This window comes from Sphingomonas mucosissima, assembly GCF_002197665.1.
Lineage (GTDB): Bacteria > Pseudomonadota > Alphaproteobacteria > Sphingomonadales > Sphingomonadaceae > Sphingomonas > Sphingomonas mucosissima.
Window position 1 is genome coordinate 1492004 of the sequence record NZ_NBBJ01000001.1, and the last position, 24700, is coordinate 1516703.

The following is a 24700-nucleotide window of genomic DNA, read 5'->3' on the forward strand; positions in this document are numbered from 1 at the left end:
TAATTCGTGGAAGAGGGATCAGAACAATTCTAGCTCGCCCCCGCGCGGCGTAACCGGCACGGCGATCGGCGGCGCGTCCGCCACGGCGGTGGAGCGCGCCTTGCCCTCGTAGGGCAGGAATTCCACCTTGCGGGCTCGGGTGCCGCCAACATCGACATGGCCGATCGCGATTCCTTCCGTTTCCAAGAAACGGCGGGCAAACGCGGCATTGCTGCTGCCGATGGAACCGAGCCCGGCAACGATGTTGGCGCCGCCGTAAAGATGCGCGCGGAAGCCGTTGCGGGTGGCCCCACGCTTCATCATGGCATTGATCAACAATTCCATGGCGTGAAGCCCGTAACGCTGCAGTTCGTGCGCGTTCACCCGCTGATCCTTGCCGGGTTCGCCCAGCAGGAAATGGTTCATCCCGCCGATCCGCGTGACGCTGTCTTGCAGGCACACGGCAATGCACGAGCCCAGAAGCGTGGTGATCACCGTCCCAGGTTCACCGACAACGGCATGTTCGCCCTGAATGATGGAAATGCGGTGCATATCGCGGATCAGGCCAGCGCGCCGAAGACGCGCTCGATCTTTTCCTTAAGCGCAGCAGGCGCAAAGGGCTTCACGAGATAGTTGTTCACCCCAAGCGCGGCAGCTTTCTGCACGAGCTCACGGTCGGAAGACCCAGTCAGCATGATGAACACGGTCTTGCCGATCACGCCGTCCTTGCGAACCGCCTCCAGAAATTGCAGACCATCCATTTCGGGCATGTTGTAGTCAGAAATGATCAAGTGCACGCGATCGGACTTGACCGACTCCAGAGCTTCCGGAGCAGTTGGCTTGTCGCGAATATCCTTGAACCCCAAATCCTGGAGGGTCCGACGGATCATCGCGCGCATGCTGGTCTGGTCATCGACCACCATCACCTTGATTGCAGACGCAGCGGGCATGTGACGCTCCCAATCCTTACTTGCGGCACGCCGCGAGGATAGCCTCGGGCATGGCTGACAAACTCAATTCCTTTTCCACCGCGCCGAGCTCGAAAGCCGCGCGCGGCATCCCGTAGACCACGCAGCTTTCGCGCGATTGGCCGAGCGTGCGTGCTCCGGCCTCTCGCATCGCGAGCATCCCTTCGGCGCCGTCCGTCCCCATCCCGGTCAGGATGACGCCGACCGCTGCCTTGCCGAGCGGGGCAACCGAGCGGAACAGCATGTCGACCGAAGGCCGATGGCCGGTGATCGGATCACCCCGACGCAGTTTGATGCGTCCGGCGATTCCACCAGCCAGTTCCATGTGCTGCTCCCCTCCTGGTGCAATATAGACGGTTCCACGCCCAATCGGCTGACCGTCCACCGCTTCGACCACCTTTGCCCGACATTCCCGGTCAAGACGCGCGGCGAAGCTGCCGGTGAAGGCCGCTGGCATATGCTGAACCACCAGGACGGGCGGGCAATCCTCTGGCAAGGCCGCCAACAGCGCGAACAGGGCCTCGACGCCCCCGGTGGACGCGCCAATTGCGATAACCATCTCACGCGTGCCGGCGCCTGCGGGCCGAATATCCCGGGCCGCCGACGCTTGTCGCGCAAGCGGGCGGACCGCGGAACGGGCAGCAGCCTTCACCGTCGCGCACAGCAGTTCGGCATCGCGAACGATCTCGAGCGGATTTCCCGAGGGCTTGGCGACACAGTCCACTGCCCCCAGCCGAAGCGCTTCGATCGTCACCTCTGCACCGCGAGCGGTCAGCGTGGAGCACATGACGACCGGCATCGGGCGCAGCCGCATGATCTTCTCGAGAAATGACAGACCGTCCATTCCCGGCATCTCGACGTCCAGGGTGATGACGTCGGGCGACAATTCCTTGATCATCGCGCGTGCCGCGTGCGGCTCCGGTGCGAGGCCAACGACCTCGATGGCCGGATCCGCCGATAGGATACGGTTGAGCGCGGCGCGCATCGAAGCGCTGTCATCGACGATCAATGTGCGGACACGTTCGCTCATGTCGCTGCCTTCTGGTAAATGGTGTGGCCGCACGCTTGCATGCGCGCCGCCGCAGGGCCGATCAGCCGTTCGGAGTGACCGATGTAAAGGTAGCCGCCGGGTGCGAGCAGTTCGACGAACCGCGCCTCAAGCTCCGCCTTTGCCCGATCATCGAAATAGATCATCACGTTGCGGCAGAAGATGACGTCGTAGCTCTGGCGCATCGGCCACGGATCGAACAGGTTCAGGACCCTGGCGGTGACGAGCGCACGCGCTTCGGCAGCCATCTGGTAGTCAGCGCCCATTTTGCGCATCCAGGCGTCGCGATAGGACGCCGGCACGGGCTCCACGGTTGAGGCAGAATAGATGCCGCGACTGGTGCTCTCGACCACGTGGGGCGCAATGTCCGTCGCCAGCAGCCTCAGGTCCGCCGAACGAAGCCAGCCTGGAACCTGGCGGCTTTCGCCAAGAAGGCACATCGCAATGCTGTGCACCTCTTCGCCGCTCGAGCAGCCTGCCGACCAGATCCTGACCGGCGCACTGCGCGCCCGCTGCTGCAACCACGGCATCGCGGTCGCCCGGAAATGGTCGAAGTGATGCGATTCGCGGAAGAAGTGCGTGTGATTGGTGGTGAGCGCGACCACCATTGCAGCGCGCTCCTCCGCGTCCGACTGGACGAGCCGAACGTAATCACGGAATTCTGCCAGCCCGTGCTCCCGCAAACGCCGGCTCAGGCGGGAGTGGACCAACGTAGTCTTTGCTTCCGACAGGTGAATGCGCGCATCGCTCTGCATGATTGCCGCGATCGCATTGAACTCGGCAGCGCCGAGCACCGGGCTGGCCGCACCAGCCGCACCGGCCGGTTCACCGGTGGCTGGCGGCCGTGATCGGGAGATGCTGGCCGATGTCATGCGGCCAGGTCCAGCTGGCGCGTGAGGCTCAGCGCGTTCAGGTCGAGGAGCGACACCATCTCTGCGCTTTCGTGCGCCGACACGCCCTCCGTGGTGCGCGCGGAGATCTGCACGAGGCCAGAAATCACGCCTTCCTCGCTGATGTCGACGTCGGGGGACGGCTGAATGTCGCCGTCCTTGATGAGAACGATGTCGGCGACTTCGTCCACCAGGAACCCTGCTTGCTTGCCGGCGATGCTCACAACGAGGATGCACGAGCGCGCGTGGATGGCACTCGGCTCCCACCCCAGTCGCTCGGCCAGCCCGACCACCGGGATCACGGTGCCGCGAAGATTGGTGACGCCCTTGATGTAGCTGGGCACGCGCGGGAGCGGTGTCGGCTCTTCCCATTCCCGGATCTCGATAAGCGCGCTCATCTCGATGCCAAACATCTGATTGCCGAGCGAGAACGTGACGATCTTGCGCTCGCCGATGCTGTCGATGCTGCTCATGCTGCAAGTCCCTTCATTGCGAATTTCGAGGTGGATGTCGGCGAGGCGACGAGAGCCTCGATGTCGAGGATGAGGGCGATCGAACCGTCGCCGAGGATGGTCGCACCGCCGAGGCCGCGGATCGGGTGCAGGTTTTGATCAAGGCTCTTGATCACCACCTCGCGCCGGTCATCGATCGTATCGACCATCAGACCGACATTCCCGGCGCTCTCGCTTTCAACGATGATAACCAGCGATTCCTCGGGATCACGGCGGTATTTGGAGCCGAAACCAAAGGTGTCGGTCAGGCGCCTCACCGGCAGATAGTTGCCGCGAAGCTCGATCACTTCCGTGGTCGGCGACATACGACGCACCTGCCCACTTTCTGGGCGCACTGCCTCGACGACGTTGGCGAGCGGCAGCACGAAGCGCTGATCGGCGAGCCGCACGATCATGCCGTCCAGGATCGCGAGCGTCAGCGGCAGGATCATGGTGAAGGTGGTGCCCTCACCCGGGACCGAGCTGATTTCGACCCGTCCGCCCAGCGCCTCGACGTTGGAACGCACCACATCCATGCCGACGCCGCGGCCGGAAATATTCGAGATGGTTTCGGCGGTGGAGAAGCCGGGCGCGCAGATCAGCTGATCGATTTCCTCATTGGAAAGCGTCGCTTCCGCCGACACGATCCCCTTGTCGATCGCCTTGGCAAGCACGCGCTGACGATCGATGCCGCGACCGTCATCGGCCACCCGCACGAAAATGCGCGCGCCGCGCTGCTCGGCGGACAGGCGAATGGTGCCCACGGCGGGCTTTCCCTTCGCCAACCGTTCTTCCGCGCTTTCGATGCCGTGATCGCAGGCATTGCGGATCATGTGGGTGAGCGGGTCGCCGATCTTCTCGATGACGCCCTTGTCCACCTCGGTCGCTTCGCCGCTGGTTTCGAGCAGATACTGCTTGCCGGTCTCTGCCGACAAGTCGCGCAGCATACGCGGCACGCGGCTGAATGCCTGCTTGATCGGCTGCGCCCGCAGCGACATCACGTTGTCCTGGATCTCGCGCGTCAGGCGCGCCAGCTCCGGCAGCTCGACACGCTCCTGATCCTTCGGACTCAGCCGATCGGAGAGGATCGAGTTGCGGATCACCAGCTCTCCGACGAGGTTGAGCAAGAGATCCAGCTTGGTGAGGTCCACCCGGATCGTCTGTGCCGGCTGCTCCACTGCACGCTCCGTAGGGCGTGGATCGGGTGTGGTAGCCGGGGCGGCCGAGACGGGCGCGAGGGTCGATCCGGTGATCGGCACTACCGCCGCGGAACGAGGCGCTACCTCTTCGATCGAATCGGCAACGATCGGCTGCTGCTCGGCAACGACCGGTGCTGCGACGCTCTCGACGGACCGGACGATCTCGACCAGCGAATCCGGTGCCACGAAATCGAAAGCCTCGGAAATGGCGGATTCCTCCACCGTGCCCGGCAGCGACAGCGCCCAGGTGAGATAGCCGTCTTCTGGGTCCAGGTCGCGCAGGCCCGGCAGCGTGCTGCTGTCCACCGACGCGATCGTACCGCCCAGTTCCTCCAGCTCGCGGAGCACGAGCAGGGGCTCGCTGGCATTCGCCAGCGCCTCGCGCGACGGGCGGAAGCGAACGGTCCACGCGGCCGGCGCGGATGTTTCGAGATCCTCAAGGGCGACGCCCACGGGCTCGAAACCGAAGGGATCGAACTCCTCCACGGCGGCCTGAACCGGCGTGAAACCGAACTCATCCTCGTCCGGCGCCGCGGCCAGCGGCTGGGGAGCCGCGGGCGACGCCGCCGGCGTTGCCGCGTCCGACGCGCCCTTGTTGGCGAGAACGTTCTCCAGTGCCTGGAGCGCGGCCGCGTCATCGGGCAGCGGCGCCGTTCCCTGCGCGAATGCGACATGGTCCGACAGGATGTCAAAGGCCGCGAGCATCACCTTCGTGACGCCGGGCGTCGCGGGGATCCGCTCGGCGCGCACTTCGTCGAGCACGTTCTCGAATCGGTGCGAAAAGGCGGTCAGGGCCGTGTGGCCAAACGCGCCCGAGCCGCCCTTGATCGAATGCACGGCACGAAAGACGCCGGCGATCACGTTTGCTGAAACGTCGCCCGCGGCCATTGCCGACAAACCTGCCTCGGCCGTGGCAAGTCCTTCGGCGCACTCTTCGAAGAAGATCGCCTGGATCTCGTCGAGTTCGTCGCTCACGGGCACACGCGGCGGATCGCCGCCCCCAGCTTGGTCGCTTCGAACGGCTTCGTGATCCAGCCGGTGGCGCCCGCAGAACGGGCGCGCGCCTTCTTCTCGTCGGAGAATTCGGTGGAGAGCACCAGGATCGGCGTGCCACGGAACTGAGGCAGCGCGCGCACCGCTTCGATCAGCTCGAAGCCGTCCATCTTGGGCATGTTGATGTCAGTGATGAGGAGATCGGGCGTGACCTCGTGCATCCGTTCCAGGCCATGTTCGCCATCATTCGCGCTCTCGATGCGGAAGCCCTGCGCGGTCAGCGAGGTCTTCAGCAGCATCCGCATGCTGGCTGAATCGTCGACGGTAAGGATCAATTTGCTCACTGGAAGACGTCCTTTTCGGTGGCGAGGCCGATTGCATCGGCCAGGCAGCAGGCGGTGACGCGCTCCACAAAGGCGCGACTTGGGTTGAGGATCTCGAACGGCATGCCGTTCTGTTCGGCATCGATACGGGCGGCGATCAGCAGCTGGAGCACGGCTTGGCCGACGCTTTCCACTTCGGACGCATCCACCTCGATGCGTCCTTGGAAGTCCGCGGCGAGGACGAGGCGGACCCGAAGATCCTCCGCGGCAACCGTGCTGTTGTGAGCGAGAAGCCGGATGGGGCCGGCGTCCTGCGGGGCATCAAGCGGGGACAGCATTGAGTTCATTTTTCGCCTCGTCGAGAGCAGTCTCGAGTTGTTGGAACGTGGGTGCGTAGCTGGACGGCGTCATGCGGCGCGCGATCTCGATCGCGACCTGAGTCGGCTGACCCTGGGCGTGCGCAACGATTGCCGTTTTCACGATCTGGAACGGCTTGGCATCGGCATCGACGATCTCCAGCAGCTTTGCGGCGAGAGGGCCGACCAGGCAGTAAGCGAGAAGAACGCCGAGGAACGTTCCGACCAGCGCGCCGCCGATCATGGCACCAAGCACTTCGGTCGGCTGGTCGATCGAACCCATCGTCTTGATGACGCCGAGCACCGCGGCAACGATGCCGATCGCGGGAAGCCCGTCCGCCATCGCCTGCAGGGCGTGCTGCGGCATCAGCTCCTCGTGGTGATGCTTCTCCATGTCATTATCCATCGCCTCCGCGATCTGATGCGGATCCTCGAAGTTCACCGTCATCATGCGCAGGTAATCCGCGATGAATTCCGTCAGGTGATGGTCCTTCAACAGCCGCGGATAACGCGAGAAGATCGGGCTCTCCTCCGGCTTGTCGAGATGCGGCTCGATGGCGGTCGCGCCACCTTTCTTGAAGGTGGAGAGAAGACCGAACATCAGCGTCAGCAGATCGCGGTAGTCGCTGTCCTTCCAACGCCCACCCTTGAAGGCGCGCGCCAGGCCCTTGCCGGCGCTCTTTACCGTGGCCATCGAATTGGCGACGATGAACGCGCCGATGGAGGCGCCCCCGATCGCCATCATTTCATGCGGCAGCGCATGGAGGACGATGTCCATCTTGCCGCCAGCCATGATGAAGCTGCCGAAAACGCAGCCGAGGATTATGAGAAAGCCGACACCGTTCAGCATGGCGCATTCCGAACATTGAAGAGAAGCGTATGATTTCCCGAATTATAGAGGGCTTGCGCGCCAACCGGGCTGCGTCGGCGACAAACATCTCACCAGCGCTCACGACCGATAGTTTTTCTTCGATCCGGACCTCTCGGCCGCAGACTGTCTAGAATGGAAGCAGGAACCGTCAGGAGCGTCGAGCACCCATGTCCTTAAATGCCTATCAGCGCGCGCGGAGCATCGTAGAAAGCCCGCGAGCGACCGAGTTTCGCCTGATGAGCCAAATCACCGGCGACATGATGCAAGCTAGGGATAGCGGACTTCGGGGTGCAGCACTTGTTCCCGTACTGCACCGAAACCGCGAGATCTGGAGCGTGTTTTCTTCGGCCTGTGGCGCGGTGGGCAACGAACTGCCTGATCAACTACGCGCAAGCATCATCTCGATTGCATTGTGGGTGGATCGTTTTACCAGTGACGTAATCGCTGGCCGCGACTCGATTGACGAGCTGATCGAAGTAAATCGTTCCATAACGGAAGGACTTTCGCCAGGAATGCAGCAATCGCGCATGGCGCGGCAGGCCGAAGCAGCGTAGAACTGAGCCAAAGGGGCATCGGTTAACGTCGTATTTACCTTGATCACCTTAGTTACAGGAAATACGTACTCCTCAGGGCTGCCGGATCGCATGCATGGATGAGAAGCTGACTGATTCCGTAGCTGGGGGCCACTGCTCGCGCGAAAAGCACGAGGTGGTGCGCCAGGCTGCGGTTTACGCTTCGGGTGTCCTGAACATGGCAGGTGATCCGGCCATGCATCAACTGGTCGAGCACGCCGCGCGCGAGTTCCATGTGCCCGTGGCGGCAGTTTCCGTCGTGGATCGAGATCGGCAGTGGTTTCCCGTTTCCATCGGAATGGATGTTCCGGAAACAGCGCGCGAGGTGTCGTTCTGCGCTCATGCTATCGAACAGCCTCATGAGATCCTGACCGTGCTGGACGCGAGCCGCGATCCCCGCTTCTGCGCCAACCCGCTGGTCACCGGTGCAAGCCACTTCCGCTTTTACTTGGGCTGCCCCATTCTCGACCGGAGCGGCCTAGCGCTTGGCTCGCTGTGCGTGATCGACGTGCAGCCGCGCGCGCAGGTGGAAACCGGCGAGTACGAACGATTGCGTGAGCTTGCTCAAAAAGCCGCCAACCTCATCGCTTATGTTGAAGTCAGCACCACCGACCTGAAGCACGCCGGCGACAGCATCGGTGAACAGATCGAGGATCTGATCCGTGCCGGCGACGATAGTGTCGTCGGCGAATTGGACGCCATGCTCCGCCGTATCGAACGGCAAGAGGAGAAGCTACGGCGGCAGCGGAAAGGCTGACACCTTCCGGCGCGCTGGGTGCGGCGCCGAAGTTCGACACCCATGTACGACCGCCAAGGCATATCCCGACCTTGCTCACTGCGCCGCTCGCCCCTGACCGGCCGAGAAGGCGCATCATCTGAAGGTTGCGTTGACCTTATCGGCCAGCCCGCTCTGTCGGCAGTGCCGGCAGGCTGGTGTGTGCGCGGGCTGCCCGATTGCTCCCGGCCAGGATCGCCCGCCGGCCGCTGATCTCAGAACGATATGGTGGCGGAGTTCAAAGCGCCATTCTTCGCAAGGTCGCGCCCTGCGTCGTTGAAGATCTCAGCGTCGGAGCTCGCGAAATATGCCCCAAACGTGAAACGCTTGATATTGAGCGTCACGCCCGTGAGCCAGTCGGCCTTTTCCCCCACGATGCAACCATCGAAGTGGCCGTTCTCATATCTGGAGCCGGCGATAAGCGCGAAGGGCGTGTCCGCGGTCGGCTGCTGCACTTCGAGCGCAGCATAGACATTGTGCCGGAGCCAGCCACTCGGCGCGCGCATATTGTTTTGCTTGGGCGCATAAGCGACTGCACCGGTGAAAGATGTGCTGCCGACGTCTTCGTCACGTGCGCGTTGAATCCAACAAAGTCGGATTGGCGTTTCGACGGATAAAGGAAATAGATGATGCCGGCATAATAAATGATGCCGGCATCAAAGGTGCAGACTTGCCCAGTGACCCATGGTAGCCGGCGCCGATGCTGACCTCTGCGCGCGCACCCTTGGCGGAGCGCGCGATGCTGGAGGTCCAGAGATCGTGTGGAACCCGTCGGCATGCGACAACGAGAGGCCGACCTGTGCGGCAGGATTACACTCGCTGAGCGAAACGCCGCGAGCATTATATTCCGACACGATCGCGCCCTCGCCGCTCATTGTTCAGGTCTGTGCCAGAGCGGGCTGCACCGGCGCGAGCCCACACGCTGCGACGGCGAACATCAACTTGTTCGCATGACAGTCAGGCTGCTTCGCGGTCAGCGGGATCAAAGGCGGCGAGCGTGCTTACAGCCGTGGCGGAGACGGGCGCGGAGAAGTAGAAACCTTGCAATTCGTTGCAGCCGCTCTCCTTCAGGAACTGGAGCTGCTCGTCGGTCTCCACGCCCTCGGCCGTCACCGTCAGACCCATGGCATGACCAAGCGTGATGACGGCGGTGATAATCGCCGCTGAATCGACCGCTTGCCCTAGATGCTGAATGAAGCTTCGATCGATCTTGATCTTGTCGACATCGAACCGGCGCAAATAGCTGAGCGACGAATAGCCGGTGCCAAAATCGTCCAGAGCAACCCGCAGGCCGGCCGCACGCAACCGTCGCAGCGCGCTGCGGACATTCTCGTCGTCGTCGATCAGCACACCTTCTGTAACTTCGACCTCGATCTTTGCAGGATCGGCCCCACAAGCGTTGACGATGCCAAGGACCCGTTCGGCGAAGTGCGGGCTGCGGAACTGAACCGGCGAAAAGTTGATCGCCACGAACAGGTCGGGCCACTCGAGTGATGCGCGGCATGCCTGTTCAAGGATCCAGTCGCCCAGCGGGCCGATGAGCCCCGTTTCCTCGGCAACTGGGATTAGCTGCGCTGGCGAGATGTTGCCGCGCTGCGGATGCTCCCACCGCAGAAGCGCCTCCACCCCGATCACCCGCCCCTGTTCGTTGACCAGAGGCTGATAGGCCAAGCGCAGACCAGTGTTCGTGGCCAGCGCGTGGCGCAGATCCTCTTCGATCTCGCCGCGAAACCGTACGCCAGCGTCCATAGCCGGGCTGAAGTAGCGATAGCAGTCCCGGCCCTCACCCTTTGCCACATAAAGCGCGATATTCGCCTTGCGCAGCAATTCGGTGCGCTCGGTGCCGCTGAGCGGCGCAAGGATGACGCCCATGCTGACGCCGACATGCGCCTGGTTGCCGAGCACCTCGAATGGCCGGTTCACTACCTCGCGAATCCGCTCGCAGATCTGATCAACTTCCGCAGTGTTGCGAACACCATCCAACAGGACGGCAAACTCGTCCCCGCCGAGGCGGGCGACCATGTCCTTGTCGCGCAAGAGGCTCGCAAGGCGCGAGCCGAATTCCTGGATCAGCGCATCGCCGGCGAGGTGGCCGAAATTGTCGTTGACGTGCTTGAAGCGGTCTAGATCGAGGAGAATGAGCGCACAGCTGCGCCCGCGCCGAGCCTCCACCAGCGCGTGATCGAAATGATCGTTGAACTTCGCGCGGTTCGGCAGGCCCGTCAGCGGATCGTGGAACGCGAGGTGATGCGCCTGCGCTTCGCTCGCCTGCAATTGCATGATGGCAGCGCGCAGATCATTGGTGCTTGCGATCAGCCGACGGCCGAGGAGCAGCATCAGCCCCGCAATGAGGCATGTCGAAAGCGTGCCCACGGGCACCAGCACCGACTTGATGGCCGACCCCGGCAGTTCCGGGGACCAGAAGAGCCATGCGACCACCTGCCCGGAACGGTTGCGGAGCGGTAAGGACGCCTCGCTTTCGCGCACATTAGAAATCGTGGAGAAGCGCGGCCGGGCAAGCAGATACTCCCGGGCCAGTCGGTCGCGGAACGTGCCGTCAAGGTAGCGCACGCTGAGCAGGACCCGGCGAGCGCCCGGCTGATCCGCGATCTTGGCAGTCAAGGGAAGCACAAGCATCGCGCTTACCGCAGCGGGGCGTCCTCCGATGACCAGAAGATCGGAGACAAAGGGCGCGTTGACCGAAGCGTCGGCGGATCGTGACGGCGCCAGCTTAAAGACGCGATCCTCGGCCCTGAGCGTAGCGAGAAGGCGTTTGAGGCCCGGCGCGCTTTGATCGTGTAGGCTTTCCTGAACGCGGCGGCCGTCCACCATCGCGTATGCGACCTCATCACGCGCATCCAACAGGAAAACGCGATCATGCCCGAAGAGATCGTGTAGCCACAGGCCGATGTTGGCGTCGAGCCAATCCAGATCAGGCGCAGGCGCCCGCAATTTCACCACCAGATCGTCCCAGACGGCGACGGTCTGCTGCTGCAGCTGGATCTCTGCCAGGCTCGTCTGGACAGCACGCTGAACGGTGCGCACCTGCCGGTCGATCGACACGGTGTCGCTTCGCCCGGCCGACCAGAACAGCCCGAAGCCCAGGATCGTGATCGCGATGATCGTCGCCAGGGCAATCGGCAACAGCAGACGACGATCGGACCCTACGGTCAGCCGAAGGGCTTTCAGAGCGTGTTTCGCGTCGATCATCGATTTGCCCTGCCCCGCATTTCGTTACGCCCTGCTTTTGCAGGACATCCGTAGTTCTCCTGATCTCTGATCGGTTTAGCGCGCCGCCGCCTTGTCCGCCGCGCAGCTCGGCAATGCATTTCAGTTGCCGCCGAAACTTCGCACCAGCGAACCGGCAACCAATGCCCAGCCGTCCACCAGCACGAAGAAGATGATCTTCATGGGCAGCGAAATCGTGGGCGGCGGCAGCATCATCATGCCCATCGCCATCAGCACCGCGGACACCGCCAGATCGATGATCAGGAACGGCAGCAGCAGCAGAAAGCCGATCTCGAACGCGCGCTTCAGCTCCGAAATCATGAATGCCGGAACGAGTGTGGGCAGCGGGGTTTCGGCGCGCGCCACCGGCGGCTTGCCGGAGAGCTGGGTAAACAAGTTCAGATCAGCATCGCGCACCTGCCCGAGCATGAAGCCCTTGAACGGCGCCGCGGTGCGGTCAAACGCTTGCTGCTCGGTGATCTGCCCGGCCGTATAGGGGCTGACGCCTTCATCCCACGCCTTCTGAAAGGTGGGGGCCATGACAAAGAAGGACAGGAACAGCGCAAGGCTGATGATCACCGGGTTCGGTGGAACGCCCTGCGCACCCAGGCCCGTGCGCAGCAGTGACAACGCGACGACGATCCGGGTGAACGACGTGATCGTCATCAGAATGCCCGGCGCAAGGCTCAGCACCGTCAGCATCATGACGAGCTGGATCGCCCGCCCGGAAACGGAGCCGCCCGCAAGGTCGAGGGTCGCGCTCTGCGCCAGCGCCGCAGACGGCAGCAGCAAGGCGCCGGCGGCGAGCGCCAGCCGAACCGATTTCACCATTGTAACGCTTCCTAGATCGTGTCGCGGGTGCGAGTGAGCCGTCCGCTGGCGCGCTCGACCATGTGTCCGAAGGACTGCCGAGCAGCGGCGGCATTGGCGCGTGCCTCGGCCTGGCGAGCCTCCTCGATGGCGACCCGCGCTTCGGACGCTGCCAGGTCGATCGCGTCGCGGACAATACCCGCCTCGATCACCTGCGGCCCCTCAGGGGTCAGCAGCACCAGATGCTCGCGCCCGTCGCGGCGGATGAGCGCCACGGAGCGGCGCTTGTCGAGCGGCAGGCGCTCGACCAGTTCGATGCGGCGCTCCGCCCCGCCAAGAACGCGGCCGGGGAGCTTCAGGTCGAAATGGCGCACGATCCACAGGGCCACGCCAAGCAGCCCCAGAACGACCCCCAGTCCGCCCATCATGCGCAGAACAGAGACAAGCTCCATCAGCCGCGGCCCCGCTTCACCATCTCGGTGACCTCCAGCGACATCTGCTCTTCGTTGACGAGCACACGGCCCTTTGCGACGAGTTTGTTGTTTACGTAGACGAGCGTGGGATCATCATGGCCGCAGTCGAGCGGGATCATCGCGCCGCGGCTCATCTTCAGTATCTGCCGGATCGGGATCTGGGCCGAACCCAGCACGATCGACATCTCAATGCTGATATCCTCGAGAACAGACATGAGCTGCTCCTTTCGAGTGGTTTTATAGGAAGGAATTTCCTCCGGCCCGGCCGCACTAGGAAAATCTTGCCTACAATGGAGAGGCAAGCGGCCGGCGCGCCGCTGAAGGAGACCTTTTGAATGGACCTCAAGACTTCGGTGCAGGTGTCTGCGACCGGCCTTCGTGCGCAGTCTTTACGCATGCGGATAATTGCGGAGAACCTCGCAAACTCGGATTCGATCGCTGCGGCGCCGGGCGGTGATCCCTATCGCCGGCGGGTCGTCAGCTTCCGCTCGGAGGTTGACCGTGCCAGCGGCGGCATGGGCGTCAGCGTCAAGGGCATCGACGGCGACAAGGCCGCCTTTCAGCGCACCTACCAGCCCGGGAGCCCGGCTGCCGACGCGCAAGGCTATGTGCTGCGGCCCAACGTCAACGGGCTGGTGGAAACCGCCGACATGAAGGCCGCGCAGCGCAGCTACGAAGCCAATCTCAGCGCAATTGAGGCCGCAAAGGGCCTGACGATGCGCACCATTGACCTCCTGAAGTAAGGACACCTTTCATCATGTCGATTGGCGCACTTGATGCAGCAACGGCTTACGGCCGTGCGGTTGGCATCGGCAAATCGGGCGGCCTCGGCGGCGTCGCCGGCGGCTCGGCTGCAGAGGAAACCGGCGGCGGCTTCGGCGACCTGGTGTCGCGGCTCGTCACCGACACCGCTTCCTCGCTGCGCGCGGCGGAAACCGCGAGCGCAAAGCAGGTCGCCGGAAAGGGAGACCTGATCGACGTCGTCACCGCAATAGGTGCGGCGGAAACCGCCCTCGACACCGTGGTCGCCGTCCGCGACCGGGTCGTCGGCGCCTATTCCGACATCATGCGCATGCAGATCTGATCGCCATGACCGCGCATGACGCTATCGAGATCACGCGTGCGGCGATGGTGCTGGTGCTGACCATTGTTGGCCCGATGCTGATTACGTCGCTGATCGTCGGCGTCGTGATCGGCCTGGTGCAGGCACTAACCCAGATCCAGGAAATGACGCTTACCTTTGTGCCCAAGCTGTTGGCGATCGGGATGGTGCTGCTGTTGTGCCTGCCGATGATCGGCAGTGCGATGGCGAACTTCACCCATCAACTCAGCGACCGGATCATCCAGGGCTAGGCCATGGATCAGATCCCGGTCGAGGCGACCGCTTTCCTGATCATCTTTGCGCGGGTCGGAGCGGTGCTGATGCTCCTGCCCGTCTTTTCGGAGGATTCGATCCCGCCGCGCCTGCGGCTGATGCTGGCGTTCGGCATGACGGCGGGCCTGTGGGGGCTGCTTTCGCCGCACACCTTGCCCCTCGCGCAGAACGAGGCGGCGCTACCCGCGACCATCGTCAGTGAACTCCTCGTGGGTCTCGGCCTTGGCGCCATCGTGCGGATCATGTTTCTTGCGGCGGCGATGGCGGGATCGATCATCAGCCTTCAGATCGGGCTGAGCTCCGCCATCGTGTTTGATGCCGCGCAGGGCGGCCAAGCGCCGCTGCTGTCGCGCTTCGTCACCGTGGCCGCCGCTGTGGTATGCATGGCGATGGCGGTTCATCATCTCTGGATCGCCTCGATCGTCCAATCCTATCAGCAGTTTCCCGTCGGCACGCTGCCCCCTGCCCCTGATTTCGCGGCGCTTGCGCTCACCGTTGTCACGCGGTCCATGGCGCTTGGCCTCAGCCTTGCCGCGCCGCTCATCGTTTATGGCATCGTCTTCAACGTTGCCCTGGGCCTGTCGTCGCGCCTGGCGCCCGCCATCCAGGTCTTCTTCATCGCGCAGCCGCTGAACCTGCTGCTGGGGCTTGCCCTGCTCGCCACGATCTTCGGCACGATGCTGACAGGCTTTGCCCATGCCATGGCCGACTGGATGCAGACGGGGTGGAGCTGAGCCATGGCTGAAACCGAGAAGGATCAGAAGACTCACGATCCTACCGAAAAGAAGATCCAGGACGCGCGCAAGAAAGGCGACATCGCCTCTGCGCCCGAGATGCGCCACGCGGCGATGTTCGCGGCTGCTCTGGTGGTGGTTGGCGGCATGGGCGTGTGGACGTTCGGCCGCCTAGCGCACATCCTGGTGCGGCTATGGGGCCGTGCGGAGGATTTCTCGCTTGAGCCCGAGGGCGCGCGGCATCTTGCCAGCGGCCTGATGGGCCAGATGTTCTTGGTGATGAGCCCGCTGCTCGCCACGCTATTCGCCTTCGCGATCCTCGGTGGCCTGATGCAGGGGCGCCCGTCGATCGCCATGTCGCGCCTGGCGCTGAAATGGTCGAAGCTCTCGCCCGTTTCGGGATTCAGCAGGCTGTTCGGTATGAAAGCGCTGGTGGAGTTCGCCAAGACGCTCGCCAAGCTGGTCCTTGTCACTAGCGCCGCACTGATGGTGGTCTGGCCGCGGGCGGTCGGGCTCGACACGCTGATCGGCGCCAGCCCGGTCGAGATCGGCAATGCCGCCGGCGGGCTGATCATGGCGATGATCAAGACGATCGCCGTGCTCGTCGGCGCGTTGGCGATGTTCGACTTCGTTTACCAGCGGCGCTCCTGGATCAAGCGGATGCGTATGTCGCTGCAGGAGATCAAGGACGAGCACAAGGATGCCGAGGGCGATCCGAAGATCAAGGCAAAGATCCGCGCGATCGGCATTCAGCGCTCACGCAAACGCATGATGGCGGCCGTGCCAAACGCCAGCGTGATCATCACCAACCCGACCCATTATGCCATTGCGCTGAAATACGATCACGGAAGGATGGGCGCGCCGGTTGTGGTGGCAAAGGGCGTGGACGCGATCGCGCTGAAGATTCGCGAGATCGCCACCGCCGCGAACGTGCCGATCATCGAAAACCGCCCGCTCGCCCGCGCGCTATACGCCAGTGTCGAGGTCGATCATCCGATCCCGGCCGAGCATTACGCCGCCGTCGCGGAGATCATCGGCTATGTCATGCGGCTGGCGAGCGGCCGCGCCTGACTAGCGGCCCGCTCCCGCTCACCCCTGCGACCGTGGCTCAAGCGGTCGCCGCCCGACCCCACCGGGCGCCTCGGCGGCCTTTGGCTCGAGCAGCGAGGCCGGCAAAGCGCCCAGCGCGGGCGCACCCACCACATCCCCGCTGACATAGCGGAAGCCGAAACCGCGCAGCTTCACGGCGTCTGCCAGCCCGCCGACGCCGCCCGCGATCAACCGTGCGCCATGACTTGCGCCCGCGATCCGGCGCGAGAGATTCTCCACCTGGATCCGGCGCCCCCAGCTGGACGCGATACCACTTGTCTGGTCCGGGTCGATCTCCACGAAGTCGGGCGGGAGGCGCGTCAGACGCTGGATCTCGTCGTCCCCGCCGTGGAACGGCCCATAGAGCGTCGCGCACCCGTGTTTCGCATGCGCGTCGAGCAGGTCCGCCAGCTTGGAGGAGGCAAAGCGCTCGGGCGCCTGCACGCGCATGATCAGGCGCCGTGGCACGATCCCCAAGGCATGCGCCGCGTCGATCAACGGGCGCAGCTCTTCGAACGGATCACCGATCAGCTCCAGCGGCAGGTTCAGGATCAGGCGTGCGCCGCTGGTCACAAAGCCGAGACCGGCGGCACTCCTTACCGACGCAAGTCGAAACCTGGCTTGCAGCGCAGCCTGCGCCGGCTGGTCCATGCCCGCGATCTGCGCATCAACCACGCCGCCGTCACGCGCCCTGAGCAGCGCCTCGTAAGCGAACACCCGCCCGGACTCGATCTCCGCAATGGGAGCAAAAGCGATGCCATAGCTAGCCCCCGTTGCGGGTGCAGCCGCCTGCGCTTGTCCCGGCTCTTCCACATCGCCCCCTTTGCCGAATTCCACAGGCTCCATGGCGCAACCGTCGGGAAAAATCATCCACCAATGGTCGTTGGCGTGTCAGACGCGCAACTCGTGCTTTGCCAGTTCCACCTTCACCCGAAGCTCGATCTCCTGCATGACGGCGGCGAGCTCAGGATCATCCGGCATTTCGAAGGTCTCCAGCCAGTCGCGCAAGGCGTCGAGCGGCTCGACAGCGGCGGGGCGGACCCGCGTTTCCACATCAAAGCGGTCGAGCAGCGCAAGGCCGCGGCCGGCATTCTCCGCCATTTTCCGGCGGCGCTCCACGGATGGGTCTGCGGCGGCCAATTGCACCAGCATCTGTACCGAAGTGGTAGGCACCACGGCCGACTGGTGATGCGGTGTGGCGGCAGGGGCCGGCTGTTCCGGTGCGGTAGGCATCATGCGAAACGCAGCTTCTGCTTTGGGCAAAGCGGTCAGCAGTTGCTGCTGAAGCAAGAAGGACAGCGGGGAGATATTCACTTTTGACCGTACCGCCGAAGGAGGAGCCCTAATCTCTCTATAAGAGATAAGCGGACACTTTCTCATGGAATCCTTACGATTATGCGCAAGCCACGACAGAAGGTCGCTGCACTGGTTCTCGCGGCGATGCTGGCCGGAGCCGCTCCGGCCGCGGCCGGGCCGCGCATCAAAGATATCGTCGACGTAGAGAATGTCCGGCCTAACCAATTGGTCGGCTACGGCCTGGTGGTCGGCCTCGCCGGCACCGGCGATCGCACGCGCAACACGCCCTTTACCGAGGAGTCGATGCAAGCGATGCTGGAGCGCATGGGCGTCAACGTCCGCGGCACGCAAATGCGTACGCAGAACGTTGCAGCCGTCTCCATCACGGCGACCATGCCGCCGTTTGCCCGGGCCGGCTCCAAGATCGACGTTCAGGTATCGGCGCTTGGCGATGCGACGAGCCTTCAGGGCGGCACGCTTCTGGTTTCTTCGCTGCGGGCGCTGGACGGCGAGATCTACGCAGTTGCGCAGGGGCCGGTCGCGCTTTCGGGCTTCAAGGCCCGCGGTGCCGCCGCCAGCGTGACCCGGGGCGTCTCCACCTCCGCGCGCATCGCCGAAGGCGCGATCATCGAACGCGAGGTACCCTACGCACTGAAATCCGCCACCAGCCTGAAGCTCGCGCTCAAGAACCCCGACTTCACGACCGCCCAGCATATCGCCGGTGCCATCAATCGCCGGTTCCCCGGCGCCGCGGAGGTTCTGGATCCGGCGACCGTCCAGCTGGCGCCGCAGGGCGGAGGCGGCTTGATCAACCTGGTGTCGCAGATCGAGAACCTCTCGGTAGAGGTCGATCAGCCTGCCCGCATCGTGATCAACGAAGCATCGGGCACGGTGGTGATGGGCACGGATGTCCGCATCAGCCCAGTGGCCATCGCGCAGGGCGGGCTTACGATCAGTGTATCGGAAAGCCCGGTCGTGTCCCAGCCGGCGCCGCTATCCGGCGGCGAGACCACCGTTGTGCCGCGCACGCAGATCGCGGTGGACGATGGGGGCGGCGCCTCGCTGGCGATGGTTGGTGGAGGCGCGTCCTTGCAGTCGCTGGTCAGCGGGCTCAACGCGCTTGGCGTGTCCCCTCGCGACCTGATCACCATTCTTCAGGCGATCAAGACGGCCGGCGCGCTACAAGCAGAGATCGAGGTGCAGTGATGGACGATATTCGGATCAGCCCGCCCCTTCCGCCCACGCCGCGTCTGCCGTCGGCAAGCAATGCACCGGCGCAGAAGACCGCCCGTGATTTCGAGGCGGTGTTCATCGGTCAGATGACGCAGCTCATGTTTGAAAGCGTCGAACCCGGTGAATTCAGCGGCGGGCACGGCGAACAGATGTTCCGGGGGGTGCTCGCCGAGAAACTCGGCGGTGCGATCGCGGAACGGGGCGGCATTGGCCTCGCCCCGAAGGTTTTGGAGCAGATCATCAAGCTTCAGGGAGGGAATCAATGATTGAGGAACTGCTCGATCACATGGCATCGCTGACGGCGATCATGGAAGAAGAATCGGATCGCCTCGTTGCGCCGGGCCGCGTGCCCGACCTGTCCGAAATGGCGGTGGCGAAGACGCGGTTGGTGGGATCGCTGGAAGCCAAACTCGCGCAGCTTTCGCGTGAGCGGCCTTCGTGGATGGAGGAACTGGAGAAAGCGGATCGCAGCCGCCTGGCCGCCGCCGTCGCCGTGCTGCGCGACGCATCGCTGGTGAACGCAGACGTGCTGGAGCGGCAGATCGAGCTTTCGACCGAACTGATGGCCGCGATCGCTCAGGAAGCGCAGCGGCTGATGGGCACGCGAAAGACGACCTACGGGGCACATGGCGGTTTGTTGGGCATGGATCTCCCTGCCCCGATCTCGCTGAACACCAGGCTCTAGGAGCAGGCCCTCACCCCCGCTTGCTGCGCCGGACTGGCGCAGCGGCTGGAGCAAGGGCGGCTTCCCGAGAGGCGCATCAAGAACAAGCGCGGGAGACGTGATGTCTCCCGCGCTTGTTTTGTCAGGCGCTGATCACACTGCCGCTCTCGGCGGCCTCCCGTGCGTATGCGCAATTCGCGCCTTACGCGCGGGTGTTTTCTGCCCCCCGCTGATCGGTAGCGCCGGCGGCTGGGTGTTCAGCCGCCGCGACCCAGGGCGGACTTCAACAGCGACTGCTGCTTGCGATACAGGTTGGTCAACGCTGCGAAGTCCGCCTGCAGCTGCCCCATTTTCAGCAGCTGGTCTTCCAGCGTCACGTTGTTGCCATCCGGCTTGGTCTCGCTGACGTTCTTGTCCAGGACGACATGGTTTGCGATCGGCGCCCGCGCGCCCAGCGCCGCCATGCCGCTGGTCAGGCTGACGCTTGGCTTGCCGATCCGCACACCCGAACCGCCGCCCGTCTGCGCGAGAAGCGCGCCGAAGTCGGGCGCCTCCACCTCGCGTGCCTTGAAGCCAGGCGTTTCGCTGTTGGCGATGTTCTGCGCGATCACGCGCTGGCGCTCGGCGAGATGCTTCATCTCGCGCCCGATGCCGGAAATCAAAGCAGGACTATTCGGCATGATCAGAATCCAGAAAAACCAGTGGTCGGGGAGCCCGACGACAGCCGCGTCAGCGCGGCACGATATTGCGCAAGCTGGGATTGCTCACGGCTGGTAGAGCTTCGTGCCTTGCCAGCGCCCCCGTCGGCGAGCGCGGCCTTGCCATCGTCCCAATAAAGCGAGCGATAAGCCGTCTGACTCATCGAAACGGCCTGTCGGACACGGTCCAATGCCACCGCCGCTCCCGCAGCCGTGGAGATGTTGAGCGCCTGATCGAGATCGAGGCCAAAGCTGCCGCCCGGCCTTACGGACGGCGCGTTGGCCGGCACGGTAGCCGGCGTCGTAAGCCGCTGCGGTTCGATCCCCAGCTTGGCGAGCGCATCCCTGCCCTCGCCGCCCGCGATCAACTCCACCGACGAACCAGCCTTGGCTTCGATGCGCAGCGCATAGCCGGTGCCGCTCTTCGCCGACATCACGATCGCCTTGGATCCCGTCAGCAGGCGCACCCGGTCTGCCAGCGTGGCAATCGTATCGTCGGCTCTGATCGTGACCTTGCGTGCATTGCCGCCGGTTACCTTCACCAGAAACTCGTCGCCCGGCCGCAGGCTGGTCTGGGCCAACAGGCTCGCCGAATTCTCCGGCGTCAGCACGCCGCGCCGCAGCCCGAGCGCGCCCAGCGCGCTGGCGCCGCCCGAAGCCGCGGCGATCCGCACTGGCTCCGTTCGTTGCGCGGCTTGGCCGAACTGCGTGGTGGACAGCAGCGCGCCAGTGGAAGGGTCGACCCGGCTGACGAAGCCGTCAACGGCCCCCTGTCGGGCACCGCCAAACGCACCAGTCGTGCGACCGCCGACGTAAAGCGCGCCGTTCATGAAGGCGATGCTGTCCACCTGATCGTCACCGTCAGACGCGAGATAGCTGACGCTGGATCCCGACAAGTCCGACGCGATGCGCATAACAAAGCCGTCTTGGCCTGCCCCTCGCGCATTGATCTGATCGCCGTTCAGGTCCGCGCGCGTTGCCCCTGCGATGGCGATGCTGCCGCTTGCATCCACGGCAAGCGCCCGTGCATCGGCCGAGCCCAAGGTCAGCATCCCAAAGTCATTGGCAAGGCTACTCGCATCCAGCCGCCGGACAACCGCGTTTGCGCCTTCGCGCGTCAGCGCGAGAAGCTCGCCATCCGCGCCCACGGCCAGGCTGGTGACAGTGTCGCTGCCGCCCGAATCGATTGTTCGGCGCTCCTGCAGCCGTCCGGTGCCGTCGAGCCGGGCGATGAAGGCGTCGCCGCTACCGCTGGAGGTGCGTCCACCCACGAAAACCGAGCCATCGGGGCCGACCGTCACCGCATGGGCGGTGTCGCTGCCCAACGTACGCACCAGGCTGGCAAACTTCTCGTCGCCATTGGCGCTGAAACGCGCGACCAGCATGTCGCCGTCGCTCGCGGCGCCGTCGAAATTGCCCGTCACCGTGCCTGCGACCACGACATCGCCGTTGGGCGCGATGCTGACGGCAGCGCCTGTGGCCGATCCCGCCGCGCCGAGCGTACGCTGCCAGACGGCACGACCCTCACTGTCCAGCTTGGTCAGGAACAGATCTTCGCTGGCGTTAAGATTAGAGCCCAAGTCGCCCGACGTGGTGCCAACGACGTAGCTGAACCCGTTGGCGTCGGTTGCGATCGCGCTGCTGCTCGTCGTGGCAAGGATCGCCGCAGGCGCTTTTGTTCCCGCTTTCGCGGTCAGCTTGGCCGCTGCCGTTGCCTCGGTATCGATTGCTGCAATCTGAGACATCGTGCGTCGCTGGATGTCTCCGGCCGGATCGTCGAAACGCATGATCCGGGTCGTCGTCGGCGCATCCAGCGCCGTGAACCCGCTAGCGACCATTAACGCGTCGCGGGCACCAACCTGATCGATCTCGACCCGCTCATATCCCGATCGTTTGATCGAGAAGCCCCATTGATCGCCTGTCTTGGCCGGAACGAAGCTGACCTCCCACCGCGGCACGGTCGCGCCGCTGGCGTCCTGCACCGCGGTGCCATCGGCATTTCGCATCGGGATCGCCGCGATCGCCGCATTGATGGCATTGGCCATGCTGTCGAGCGTCGGCGGCTGCTGCGTACCCGATAGATCAACCGAAACGGTGTCTGCGGTGCTGCCGCTGCCGAGGCGGATCTGGAAGACTTCGTTGCCCCTCAGCCCCGGAAGCGCGGCGTCGCGGGTCGCCACGATACCGACCGCCGGGATCTCCGCCGCGTTGAGCGCCGCCGGCGAGAGCATGGAAACGCTCTCCGCCCTTCGCGCCGGGCCGGCGAAAGCGAGGTTCACCTTTTCAGAGGGCGCGCTGACCAGGTAGGTTTGCAGGTCGGCGAGCCCCTTACCGAAGCTTGCTTGAAGCGAGGCTCGCTCGGCAGGCGAGGTCGTCTTTGCGGCTGCGGACGCGGCCAGCAGGCGAAGCCGGTCCAAGGCCTTATAGGCGGTAAACGCGGTTTCGACGTCGGCCGGGAGCGTGCCGGTGCCCGCCCCGGCCCGGTCGACGCCGGCCTTGTCGATGATGGTGGACATGCGCTTGATCGCGGAGACTTGGATGGAGACGGGACCGTCGCTCGATCCTTGCCGCCAGGGCGGGATCGTTGCAGCCGTGGTGAACAGCGCTTTTGCGCGGCGCACTGCTCGGCTCTCCGACATCCCCGCGGAGGAGAAAACATCAAAGCTGTTCGCGCCGGTCAGCATGCTGAGACCCACAAGGCCGTTTGAAAGATTTATCGTCATTCCCTCCGCCGTCCTCACCGACCGCCTCGCACTTCTTCCTATAATAGGGGGGTGGCGGCCATTCCGGCGCGAACTGGCCGCGGAATCTTCGGAGCTCACCTTTCATGACGATGATGATGCCGATCCCCGAGCCGGCGGAGCTGAAACGCTATTCCGGCGCGCAGCGCGCCGCGGCGCTGATGCTGGCGCTCGGCAGAGAGCATGGCGCCGCCATCTGGGAGCAACTGTCGGTTGACGAGATAAAGGAGCTTTCGGGCACCATCGCGCAGCTCGGCCGCGTGCCATCCACCGTCGTCGAGCATCTGCTCATCCAATTCTCGGGCGAAGTGTCGAGCATGGCCTCGCTTCATGGTTCGTTCGAGACAACTGAGCGGTTGCTTGGCGGCATCCTGCCCGAGGACCGGGTCAAGGAGATCATGGAGGACATTCGCGGCCCGTCGGGCCGCACGATGTGGGACAAGCTGTCAAACGTCAGCGAGGCCGTCCTCGCCTCCTATCTGAAGAACGAATATCCCCAGACCGCAGCGGTGATCCTGAGCAAGCTGCGCTCGGACCATGCGGCCCGTGTGCTTGCGGTTCTCCCTCGCGACTATTCGGTGGATGTGATCCAGCGGATGCTGCGCATGGACGCCGTGCAGAAGGAAGTGCTGCATCAGATCGAACACACGCTGCAGAGCGAGTTCATGAGCAATCTCGCGCGCGCGCAGCGGACCGACCCGCATGAGTCCATGGCCGACATCTTCAACGCCATGGACCGGTCCACCGAAGAAGCGATGCTGAACGCGCTCGACCAGCGTGCGCCGGACTCCGCAGAACGTATCCGTTCGCTGATGTTCACGTTCGAGGATCTGGGCAACCTGATGCCGAGCTCGGTCTCGGTGATCGTGCGTCAGGCCGACAAGCGCCAGATCGCGCTGGCACTGAAGGGCGCGCCCGAGGAAATGAAGAAGCTGTTCTTCAGCTCCATGACCGAGCGCTCGGCGAAGCTGATGCGCGAAGACATGGCCGGCATGGGCCCCGTGCGCGCGCGGGACTGCGAGGAAGCGCAAAGTGCGCTCGTGCGCCTGGCGAAGTCGCTTGCGGATCGCGGCGAGATCATGCTGGTCGATCCCAAAAGCGATGACTCGATGATAATCTGAGGACGCCGATGCACACCTCCTCCCACATACGCCCCTTCGTCTTTGACAGCATCTTCGCGATCCCGGAGGCTGATCCTTCAAAGGTCTCGACACATGATCTGCAACTCGAGATTGCCGCGTTGCAGGCGGATCTCGCCCTCGCGCAGCAGCAACAAGAGATGTTGCTGGCTTCCGTCAGAGCCGAGGCGTTCGAGGCCGGGCTTGCGCAGGCGCGTGATGAACGGGAAAACGCCATGCTGGCCGCGGTTGACGCCTTGCAGGCCTCGCTCGAGCATCTCGACAGCCGGATGGAGGACATTGCGGCCGAGGTGGCACGTGACGGCGCCGAGGTTTCACTCGCCGCCGCCGAGCTTCTTGCCGGACGAGCGATCGCCATGGACCCCGGGCTGGCGATCGATGATGCGATCGGGCGCGTGCTGAAGCAGGTCGCGCGCGGCCAGGAACTGCTGGTGCGGGTCGCACCATCGCTCGCCGCCGATGTCGAGCGTATGATCGAAGCTCGCCAAGCGCAGGACCGGCGCCGCTTGAACCTTCAAGTGGTCTCCGATCCGAGCCTCGCGCCCGGCGACGCCTTTATCGAATGGGATCAGGGCGCACTTGCGCTGGACGCCGAGGCGCGCCGGGAGGCCATCCGCGCCGAATTGGAAGCGCTTCTCCCCACCGCCTGATTACCCGGCAACTTTTTCCCACCGGCAGAATCTGCCGCTCTCTCCCTCTCCTATAATTAAACCGAGGGGTACGTCCCCGGCTTATAGACGAGGGACGATCCTTGA

31 protein-coding genes are annotated in these 24700 nt (G+C 64.1%); 12 read left to right on the forward strand and 19 right to left on the reverse strand.

Annotated elements, in window-relative coordinates:
* Positions 1-18 precede the first annotated feature (18 nt).
* Genes SPMU_RS07085 through motA form a run of 9 tightly spaced genes read right to left on the reverse strand, consistent with a single transcriptional unit; the run spans position 19 to position 7097 of the window.
* The gene (locus SPMU_RS07085) at positions 19-531 is read right to left on the reverse strand and encodes a chemotaxis protein CheD (protein ID WP_088333019.1); all 513 of its coding nucleotides are present in this window, start codon (positions 529-531) and stop codon (positions 19-21) included.
* 8 nt (positions 532-539) lie between these two features.
* Complete coding sequence (locus SPMU_RS07090; protein ID WP_211275724.1) at positions 540-929, reverse strand: response regulator; 390 nt, start codon at positions 927-929, stop codon at positions 540-542.
* 16 nt (positions 930-945) lie between these two features.
* Positions 946-1977 (reverse strand): protein-glutamate methylesterase/protein-glutamine glutaminase, encoded by a 1032-nt coding sequence (locus SPMU_RS07095; RefSeq protein ID WP_088333020.1) that lies wholly within the window; start codon positions 1975-1977, stop codon positions 946-948.
* The gene (locus SPMU_RS07100) at positions 1974-2867 is read right to left on the reverse strand and encodes a CheR family methyltransferase (RefSeq protein WP_088333021.1); all 894 of its coding nucleotides are present in this window, start codon (positions 2865-2867) and stop codon (positions 1974-1976) included. The genes SPMU_RS07095 and SPMU_RS07100 overlap by 4 nt, the downstream gene beginning before the upstream one ends.
* The gene (locus tag SPMU_RS07105; protein ID WP_088333022.1) at positions 2864-3358 is read right to left on the reverse strand and encodes a chemotaxis protein CheW; all 495 of its coding nucleotides are present in this window, start codon (positions 3356-3358) and stop codon (positions 2864-2866) included. Before SPMU_RS07105 ends, SPMU_RS07100 begins: the two co-directional genes overlap by 4 nt.
* Positions 3355-5550, reverse strand: a complete 2196-nt coding sequence (locus SPMU_RS07110; RefSeq protein ID WP_088333238.1) for a chemotaxis protein CheA — start codon at positions 5548-5550, stop codon at positions 3355-3357. Before SPMU_RS07110 ends, SPMU_RS07105 begins: the two co-directional genes overlap by 4 nt.
* Positions 5547-5912, reverse strand: a complete 366-nt coding sequence (locus tag SPMU_RS07115; RefSeq protein WP_088333023.1) for a response regulator — start codon at positions 5910-5912, stop codon at positions 5547-5549. The genes SPMU_RS07110 and SPMU_RS07115 overlap by 4 nt, the downstream gene beginning before the upstream one ends.
* Positions 5909-6238: an STAS domain-containing protein gene (locus tag SPMU_RS07120; protein WP_088333024.1), complete on the reverse strand. Its 330-nt coding sequence runs from the start codon at positions 6236-6238 to the stop codon at positions 5909-5911. The genes SPMU_RS07115 and SPMU_RS07120 overlap by 4 nt, the downstream gene beginning before the upstream one ends.
* On the reverse strand, positions 6213-7097 hold the full coding sequence (gene motA, locus SPMU_RS07125; RefSeq protein ID WP_088333025.1) for a flagellar motor stator protein MotA: 885 nt from the start codon (positions 7095-7097) through the stop codon (positions 6213-6215). The genes SPMU_RS07120 and motA overlap by 26 nt, the downstream gene beginning before the upstream one ends.
* 188 nt (positions 7098-7285) lie before the next feature.
* Here motA and flaF point away from each other — a divergent pair, with 188 nt between their 5' ends.
* Together flaF and SPMU_RS07135 are read left to right on the forward strand one after the other, a co-directional pair.
* Positions 7286-7672: a flagellar biosynthesis regulator FlaF gene (flaF, locus tag SPMU_RS07130; RefSeq protein ID WP_088333026.1), complete on the forward strand. Its 387-nt coding sequence runs from the start codon at positions 7286-7288 to the stop codon at positions 7670-7672.
* Positions 7673-7766: 94 nt separating this feature from the next.
* On the forward strand, positions 7767-8447 hold the full coding sequence (locus SPMU_RS07135) for a GAF domain-containing protein (protein WP_088333027.1): 681 nt from the start codon (positions 7767-7769) through the stop codon (positions 8445-8447).
* 233 nt (positions 8448-8680) lie between these two features.
* On the opposite strand, the gene SPMU_RS07140 is transcribed toward SPMU_RS07135, so the two are convergent.
* The 6 genes from SPMU_RS07140 to SPMU_RS07160 all read right to left on the reverse strand — a co-directional run bounded on the left by SPMU_RS07140 (position 8681) and on the right by SPMU_RS07160 (position 13191).
* Entirely contained in the window at positions 8681-8971 is a 291-nt protein-coding gene (locus SPMU_RS07140) for a hypothetical protein (RefSeq protein WP_088333028.1), read from the reverse strand.
* A gap of 150 nt (positions 8972-9121) precedes the next feature.
* Entirely contained in the window at positions 9122-9340 is a 219-nt protein-coding gene (locus SPMU_RS17540) for a TorF family putative porin (RefSeq protein WP_140418420.1), read from the reverse strand.
* A gap of 82 nt (positions 9341-9422) precedes the next feature.
* Entirely contained in the window at positions 9423-11675 is a 2253-nt protein-coding gene (locus SPMU_RS07145; RefSeq protein WP_088333029.1) for a putative bifunctional diguanylate cyclase/phosphodiesterase, read from the reverse strand.
* A 120-nt stretch (positions 11676-11795) separates the two neighbouring features.
* Positions 11796-12524: a flagellar type III secretion system pore protein FliP gene (gene fliP, locus SPMU_RS07150; RefSeq protein ID WP_088333030.1), complete on the reverse strand. Its 729-nt coding sequence runs from the start codon at positions 12522-12524 to the stop codon at positions 11796-11798.
* Positions 12525-12535: 11 nt separating this feature from the next.
* On the reverse strand, positions 12536-12955 hold the full coding sequence (locus SPMU_RS07155; protein WP_088333031.1) for a flagellar biosynthetic protein FliO: 420 nt from the start codon (positions 12953-12955) through the stop codon (positions 12536-12538).
* A complete protein-coding gene (locus SPMU_RS07160; RefSeq protein WP_088333032.1) occupies positions 12955-13191 on the reverse strand; it encodes a FliM/FliN family flagellar motor switch protein in 237 nt (78 codons plus the stop codon). Before SPMU_RS07160 ends, SPMU_RS07155 begins: the two co-directional genes overlap by 1 nt.
* Positions 13192-13311: 120 nt before the next feature.
* On the opposite strand from SPMU_RS07160, the gene flgC reads away from it, so the two are divergent.
* Genes flgC through flhB form a run of 5 tightly spaced genes read left to right on the forward strand, consistent with a single transcriptional unit; the run spans position 13312 to position 16156 of the window.
* The gene (flgC, locus tag SPMU_RS07165; protein WP_088333033.1) at positions 13312-13719 is read left to right on the forward strand and encodes a flagellar basal body rod protein FlgC; all 408 of its coding nucleotides are present in this window, start codon (positions 13312-13314) and stop codon (positions 13717-13719) included.
* A 14-nt stretch (positions 13720-13733) separates the two neighbouring features.
* Entirely contained in the window at positions 13734-14060 is a 327-nt protein-coding gene (gene fliE / locus SPMU_RS07170; protein ID WP_088333034.1) for a flagellar hook-basal body complex protein FliE, read from the forward strand.
* 5 nt (positions 14061-14065) lie between these two features.
* The gene (gene fliQ, locus SPMU_RS07175; RefSeq protein ID WP_088333035.1) at positions 14066-14329 is read left to right on the forward strand and encodes a flagellar biosynthesis protein FliQ; all 264 of its coding nucleotides are present in this window, start codon (positions 14066-14068) and stop codon (positions 14327-14329) included.
* Positions 14330-14332: 3 nt separating this feature from the next.
* Positions 14333-15085, forward strand: coding sequence for a flagellar biosynthetic protein FliR (gene fliR / locus SPMU_RS07180; protein ID WP_088333036.1), 753 nt, complete (start codon positions 14333-14335; stop codon positions 15083-15085).
* Positions 15086-15088: 3 nt separating this feature from the next.
* Positions 15089-16156: a flagellar biosynthesis protein FlhB gene (gene flhB, locus SPMU_RS07185; protein WP_088333037.1), complete on the forward strand. Its 1068-nt coding sequence runs from the start codon at positions 15089-15091 to the stop codon at positions 16154-16156.
* Positions 16157-16174: 18 nt separating this feature from the next.
* Here the strand turns inward: flhB and SPMU_RS07190 are convergent, their stop codons facing one another.
* Together SPMU_RS07190 and SPMU_RS07195 are read right to left on the reverse strand one after the other, a co-directional pair.
* Complete coding sequence (locus SPMU_RS07190; protein WP_088333038.1) at positions 16175-17044, reverse strand: EAL domain-containing protein; 870 nt, start codon at positions 17042-17044, stop codon at positions 16175-16177.
* A gap of 21 nt (positions 17045-17065) precedes the next feature.
* A complete protein-coding gene (locus SPMU_RS07195) occupies positions 17066-17410 on the reverse strand; it encodes a flagellar assembly protein FliX (RefSeq protein WP_169715646.1) in 345 nt (114 codons plus the stop codon).
* Positions 17411-17614: 204 nt separating this feature from the next.
* Here SPMU_RS07195 and SPMU_RS07200 point away from each other — a divergent pair, with 204 nt between their 5' ends.
* From SPMU_RS07200 to SPMU_RS07210, 3 genes are read left to right on the forward strand one after another with little or no spacing between them, the layout of a single operon-like run.
* The gene (locus SPMU_RS07200) at positions 17615-18676 is read left to right on the forward strand and encodes a flagellar basal body P-ring protein FlgI (RefSeq protein WP_245832872.1); all 1062 of its coding nucleotides are present in this window, start codon (positions 17615-17617) and stop codon (positions 18674-18676) included.
* Positions 18676-18969 (forward strand): rod-binding protein, encoded by a 294-nt coding sequence (locus SPMU_RS07205; protein ID WP_088333041.1) that lies wholly within the window; start codon positions 18676-18678, stop codon positions 18967-18969. The genes SPMU_RS07200 and SPMU_RS07205 overlap by 1 nt, the downstream gene beginning before the upstream one ends.
* Entirely contained in the window at positions 18966-19388 is a 423-nt protein-coding gene (locus tag SPMU_RS07210) for a flagellar protein FlgN (protein ID WP_088333042.1), read from the forward strand. The genes SPMU_RS07205 and SPMU_RS07210 overlap by 4 nt, the downstream gene beginning before the upstream one ends.
* 236 nt (positions 19389-19624) lie before the next feature.
* On the opposite strand, the gene SPMU_RS07215 is transcribed toward SPMU_RS07210, so the two are convergent.
* Together SPMU_RS07215 and SPMU_RS07220 are read right to left on the reverse strand one after the other, a co-directional pair.
* Positions 19625-20047, reverse strand: a complete 423-nt coding sequence (locus SPMU_RS07215) for a flagellar basal body protein (protein ID WP_088333043.1) — start codon at positions 20045-20047, stop codon at positions 19625-19627.
* Positions 20048-20049: 2 nt separating this feature from the next.
* Positions 20050-22788, reverse strand: a complete 2739-nt coding sequence (locus SPMU_RS07220) for an SBBP repeat-containing protein (protein ID WP_088333044.1) — start codon at positions 22786-22788, stop codon at positions 20050-20052.
* Positions 22789-22892: 104 nt separating this feature from the next.
* Here SPMU_RS07220 and SPMU_RS07225 point away from each other — a divergent pair, with 104 nt between their 5' ends.
* Both SPMU_RS07225 and SPMU_RS07230 read left to right on the forward strand, forming a co-directional pair.
* On the forward strand, positions 22893-23927 hold the full coding sequence (locus SPMU_RS07225) for a flagellar motor switch protein FliG (protein WP_088333045.1): 1035 nt from the start codon (positions 22893-22895) through the stop codon (positions 23925-23927).
* An 8-nt stretch (positions 23928-23935) separates the two neighbouring features.
* Positions 23936-24595: a FliH/SctL family protein gene (locus SPMU_RS07230; RefSeq protein WP_088333046.1), complete on the forward strand. Its 660-nt coding sequence runs from the start codon at positions 23936-23938 to the stop codon at positions 24593-24595.
* Positions 24596-24700 lie beyond the last annotated feature (105 nt).

What these genes read in the sequence shown, in the direction of transcription:
- flhB (WP_088333037.1), top strand. Translation starts at nt 15,089, where the DNA reads ATGGCTGAAACCGAGAAGGATCAGAAGACTCACGATCCTACCGAAAAG.
- fliE (WP_088333034.1), top strand. Translation starts at nt 13,734, where the DNA reads ATGTCGATTGGCGCACTTGATGCAGCAACGGCTTACGGCCGTGCGGTT.
- SPMU_RS07140 (WP_088333028.1), bottom strand. Translation starts at nt 8,971, where the DNA reads ATGCGCGCGCCGAGTGGCTGGCTCCGGCACAATGTCTATGCTGCGCTC.
- SPMU_RS07095 (WP_088333020.1), bottom strand. Translation starts at nt 1,977, where the DNA reads ATGAGCGAACGTGTCCGCACATTGATCGTCGATGACAGCGCTTCGATG.
- motA (WP_088333025.1), bottom strand. Translation starts at nt 7,097, where the DNA reads ATGCTGAACGGTGTCGGCTTTCTCATAATCCTCGGCTGCGTTTTCGGC.
- SPMU_RS07210 (WP_088333042.1), top strand. Translation starts at nt 18,966, where the DNA reads ATGATTGAGGAACTGCTCGATCACATGGCATCGCTGACGGCGATCATG.
- SPMU_RS17540 (WP_140418420.1), bottom strand. Translation starts at nt 9,340, where the DNA reads ATGAGCGGCGAGGGCGCGATCGTGTCGGAATATAATGCTCGCGGCGTT.
- flgC (WP_088333033.1), top strand. Translation starts at nt 13,312, where the DNA reads ATGGACCTCAAGACTTCGGTGCAGGTGTCTGCGACCGGCCTTCGTGCG.
- SPMU_RS07105 (WP_088333022.1), bottom strand. Translation starts at nt 3,358, where the DNA reads ATGAGCAGCATCGACAGCATCGGCGAGCGCAAGATCGTCACGTTCTCG.
- SPMU_RS07090 (WP_211275724.1), bottom strand. Translation starts at nt 929, where the DNA reads ATGCCCGCTGCGTCTGCAATCAAGGTGATGGTGGTCGATGACCAGACC.
- SPMU_RS07145 (WP_088333029.1), bottom strand. Translation starts at nt 11,675, where the DNA reads ATGATCGACGCGAAACACGCTCTGAAAGCCCTTCGGCTGACCGTAGGG.
- SPMU_RS07085 (WP_088333019.1), bottom strand. Translation starts at nt 531, where the DNA reads ATGCACCGCATTTCCATCATTCAGGGCGAACATGCCGTTGTCGGTGAA.
- SPMU_RS07155 (WP_088333031.1), bottom strand. Translation starts at nt 12,955, where the DNA reads ATGGAGCTTGTCTCTGTTCTGCGCATGATGGGCGGACTGGGGGTCGTT.
- SPMU_RS07205 (WP_088333041.1), top strand. Translation starts at nt 18,676, where the DNA reads ATGGACGATATTCGGATCAGCCCGCCCCTTCCGCCCACGCCGCGTCTG.
- SPMU_RS07215 (WP_088333043.1), bottom strand. Translation starts at nt 20,047, where the DNA reads ATGCCGAATAGTCCTGCTTTGATTTCCGGCATCGGGCGCGAGATGAAG.
- fliQ (WP_088333035.1), top strand. Translation starts at nt 14,066, where the DNA reads ATGACCGCGCATGACGCTATCGAGATCACGCGTGCGGCGATGGTGCTG.
- SPMU_RS07225 (WP_088333045.1), top strand. Translation starts at nt 22,893, where the DNA reads ATGACGATGATGATGCCGATCCCCGAGCCGGCGGAGCTGAAACGCTAT.
- flaF (WP_088333026.1), top strand. Translation starts at nt 7,286, where the DNA reads ATGTCCTTAAATGCCTATCAGCGCGCGCGGAGCATCGTAGAAAGCCCG.
- SPMU_RS07120 (WP_088333024.1), bottom strand. Translation starts at nt 6,238, where the DNA reads ATGAACTCAATGCTGTCCCCGCTTGATGCCCCGCAGGACGCCGGCCCC.
- SPMU_RS07100 (WP_088333021.1), bottom strand. Translation starts at nt 2,867, where the DNA reads ATGACATCGGCCAGCATCTCCCGATCACGGCCGCCAGCCACCGGTGAA.
- SPMU_RS07160 (WP_088333032.1), bottom strand. Translation starts at nt 13,191, where the DNA reads ATGTCTGTTCTCGAGGATATCAGCATTGAGATGTCGATCGTGCTGGGT.
- fliR (WP_088333036.1), top strand. Translation starts at nt 14,333, where the DNA reads ATGGATCAGATCCCGGTCGAGGCGACCGCTTTCCTGATCATCTTTGCG.
- SPMU_RS07195 (WP_169715646.1), bottom strand. Translation starts at nt 17,410, where the DNA reads ATGATGCCTACCGCACCGGAACAGCCGGCCCCTGCCGCCACACCGCAT.
- fliP (WP_088333030.1), bottom strand. Translation starts at nt 12,524, where the DNA reads ATGGTGAAATCGGTTCGGCTGGCGCTCGCCGCCGGCGCCTTGCTGCTG.
- SPMU_RS07230 (WP_088333046.1), top strand. Translation starts at nt 23,936, where the DNA reads ATGCACACCTCCTCCCACATACGCCCCTTCGTCTTTGACAGCATCTTC.
- SPMU_RS07220 (WP_088333044.1), bottom strand. Translation starts at nt 22,788, where the DNA reads ATGACGATAAATCTTTCAAACGGCCTTGTGGGTCTCAGCATGCTGACC.
- SPMU_RS07190 (WP_088333038.1), bottom strand. Translation starts at nt 17,044, where the DNA reads ATGATTTTTCCCGACGGTTGCGCCATGGAGCCTGTGGAATTCGGCAAA.
- SPMU_RS07200 (WP_245832872.1), top strand. Translation starts at nt 17,615, where the DNA reads ATGCTGGCCGGAGCCGCTCCGGCCGCGGCCGGGCCGCGCATCAAAGAT.
- SPMU_RS07135 (WP_088333027.1), top strand. Translation starts at nt 7,767, where the DNA reads ATGGATGAGAAGCTGACTGATTCCGTAGCTGGGGGCCACTGCTCGCGC.